The following is a 2,540-nucleotide window of genomic DNA, read 5'->3' as shown; positions in this document are numbered from 1 at the left end:
TAATATCAATGCATGTGATGAAGATCTATTGAAGCTGGTTGATGAGGTAATTGCTGATGATCAAAAAGGAAAAATTGTTGACGCCTTGGATGAAAAAAGCCAAAAGTTAAAGAAACATAACCAGCAGTTACTGGAAGACCTCGACCAGAAAATCAATAAAATGGTGACCAATCTGAATGAACAAGTAGAAGAGATAAAAGAACAACGGCTGGCAATTACATACAAAGATCTGCTTGCCTTGGAAACGGAATGAAGGGGAGTAATCTATTACATCTTTCTGAAACCCAAACTGTAAAATTTCTTGTACGTTGGTGGTGGATTTTTAGAGTGTTCATATTTCTCGATAGGTTTAAGATGATTGTAATTTGAATCCCTGTTACTAGTTCGTTATCTGATAGTTTTCGATATTATTAGGTTTACCATCGGTCCTCGGAGTATTAGAACCCTTGTTAGACTTTATCCCCCGTTTAAATGGCAGTAAGCCCCCACTGATTGGAGTTTTACTTTATTGTTCGGTAGGCCAAGTTTCGGCAGTTTTGATAAAAGCATATCAAGCTGCTTTTTGTATGCACAGACGTTCATCTATCAATATTTGATTTTTGAAAAAGTCAATGTAGGGACCTAAATAAAATAATTATTAAAGAAACTCTTCTCCTGGCATTCTTCTTTTGCGCGTTCCTTTTTCTGGTTAAATGAAAAATTTTCCACCGCATTTTAGCAGTAGGGACAAGGGACCTGTCCCTCCGTCCCAGCTTCAAAAGTTATGATATAGTAGATTTGGAAAATAAATTATCAAGTGTCTAGGAGCGTCCAATGAAACTTTCACGAAAAAGAAAACCAATCCGGCTGCAAACGTGGATTATGCTATTGGTCTGTGTCGTGTTAATTATCGCATTATCAGTTACCGGTATCTTAATCGCTAGTGAAATGGGTGAAAAGACAAGAGAAAATCAGGCTGAAAACGTGATGGACATTGCGCGTGCAGTCAGTCATTCGCGTGAAGTTATCGACGGCTTATCCGGAGATATGCGGACGACGAAAATCCAGGCGTATACAGCCGTTGTGCAGGAGGATACGAATGTCGATTATATTGTCGTCATGGATAATGACCATATTCGCAGATCACATCCTGTAGAAGAAAAAATCGGGCAATATTTTGTTGGTAATGATGAAGACAGAGCATTTCAAGGGGAACAGTATACATCGGTGGCAGAGGGTACGCTAGGGGAATCCATGCGTGCATTTATGCCCATTTGGAACGAAAATGAACAAGTTGGGGTTGTTGCGGTAGGTGTATTACTAGATAAGGTAGAGGACGCGGTTTTTGCCAGTCGGTATATTGTGTATATAGGTACCGCTGCAGGGATTGTTGTAGGGGGGATTGGAGCCGTTCTGTTGGCACGCCGTGTAAAACATACATTATATGGTTTGGAACCAAGGGAGATTGCGCAGTTATTCCAGGAACGCGATGCCATGCTTGCGTCCGTGAGGGAAGGTATTATAGCTATTAATGAAAAGAATGAAATCGTCATTGCCAACAATGCGGCGAAGGATCTGTTTCATAGGGCCGGACTTTCCGGGAATCCACTTGGTCAACCTGTCGAATCTTATTTGCCATCATCAGCGTTGAGGCAGGAATTGCTTAATCAAAAGGCGGAATATGATCAGGAGCAACAGCTGAACGGGATTCATATCATTGTAAATATCATGCCTGTTGTATCCGGGAATGAAACAGTAGGCACGATCGCAACTTTCCGTGACAAGACAGAAGTCACTTCTTTAGCAGAGCAATTAACCGATGCAAAAGCGTATGCCGACACACTACGGGAACAAACGCATGAATTTATGAACAAAATGCATGTCATATCAGCGATGATCCAAACGGAGTCTTACGAGGAACTGGATGCTTATATTAACTATATTTCCGATAATTATCAACAAGAAGTAGGGGCTGTGTCCCGCCTTGTGAAGGATCCAGTCTTAGCTGGTTATTTACTTAACAAGTTCAATCAATTTAGAAACAATGGGGTGACCGTAGAATTAAGCGGTGAACAACCATTACCGATATTAAAAAACACGAAAAAGATGGAATGGGTCATCACAATGATCGGTAATCTAAGTGATAACGCGATGGAAGCTGTAGCAGACCAAGAAGATAAACATGTTCTTATTACGATGAACTACATAGACAAACAGATTCATTTTTCTATTCAGGACAATGGAACTGGTTTAACGCCGTCCGAAAGGGAAGCCATTTTTCAAAAAGGGACATCTACAAAAGGAAGCAATCGTGGTTATGGCTTATTTTTGACAAAACGCGCACTGGATGAATTAGGCGGAGTACTGGAAGTAACATCTGAAAAGGGCGAAGGAACAGTTTTTGACATAATTATTCCTGACGAAGGTGATAACGTATGATACATGTATTAATTGTGGAAGATGATCCAATGGTGGCTAAGTTCAATCGTGTTTTTCTTGAAAAAGTATCCGGTTTTACGGTTGCTGGCGAGGTTAATGATACTTCCACTGCTTGGACTTTT

At 40.6% G+C, this 2,540-nt stretch carries 2 protein-coding genes; both read left to right on the top strand.

Annotated elements, in window-relative coordinates; all coding sequences use genetic code 11:
* Nucleotides 1–253 (top strand): hypothetical protein (locus tag VK080_RS11365; RefSeq protein WP_324224879.1); only part of this gene is annotated, 253 nt, incomplete at its 5' end.
* A gap of 560 nt (nt 254–813) precedes the next feature.
* Nucleotides 814–2,418, top strand: coding sequence for a DcuS/MalK family sensor histidine kinase (gene dcuS / locus VK080_RS11360; RefSeq protein ID WP_324224878.1), 1,605 nt, complete (start codon nt 814–816; stop codon nt 2,416–2,418).
* Nucleotides 2,419–2,540 lie beyond the last annotated feature (122 nt).

Origin of the sequence: Lentibacillus sp. (assembly GCF_035301925.1) — a bacterium.
Taxonomy (GTDB): Bacteria; Bacillota; Bacilli; order Bacillales; family Amphibacillaceae; genus Lentibacillus.
This window is presented reverse-complemented; position numbering and strand designations above follow the sequence as displayed.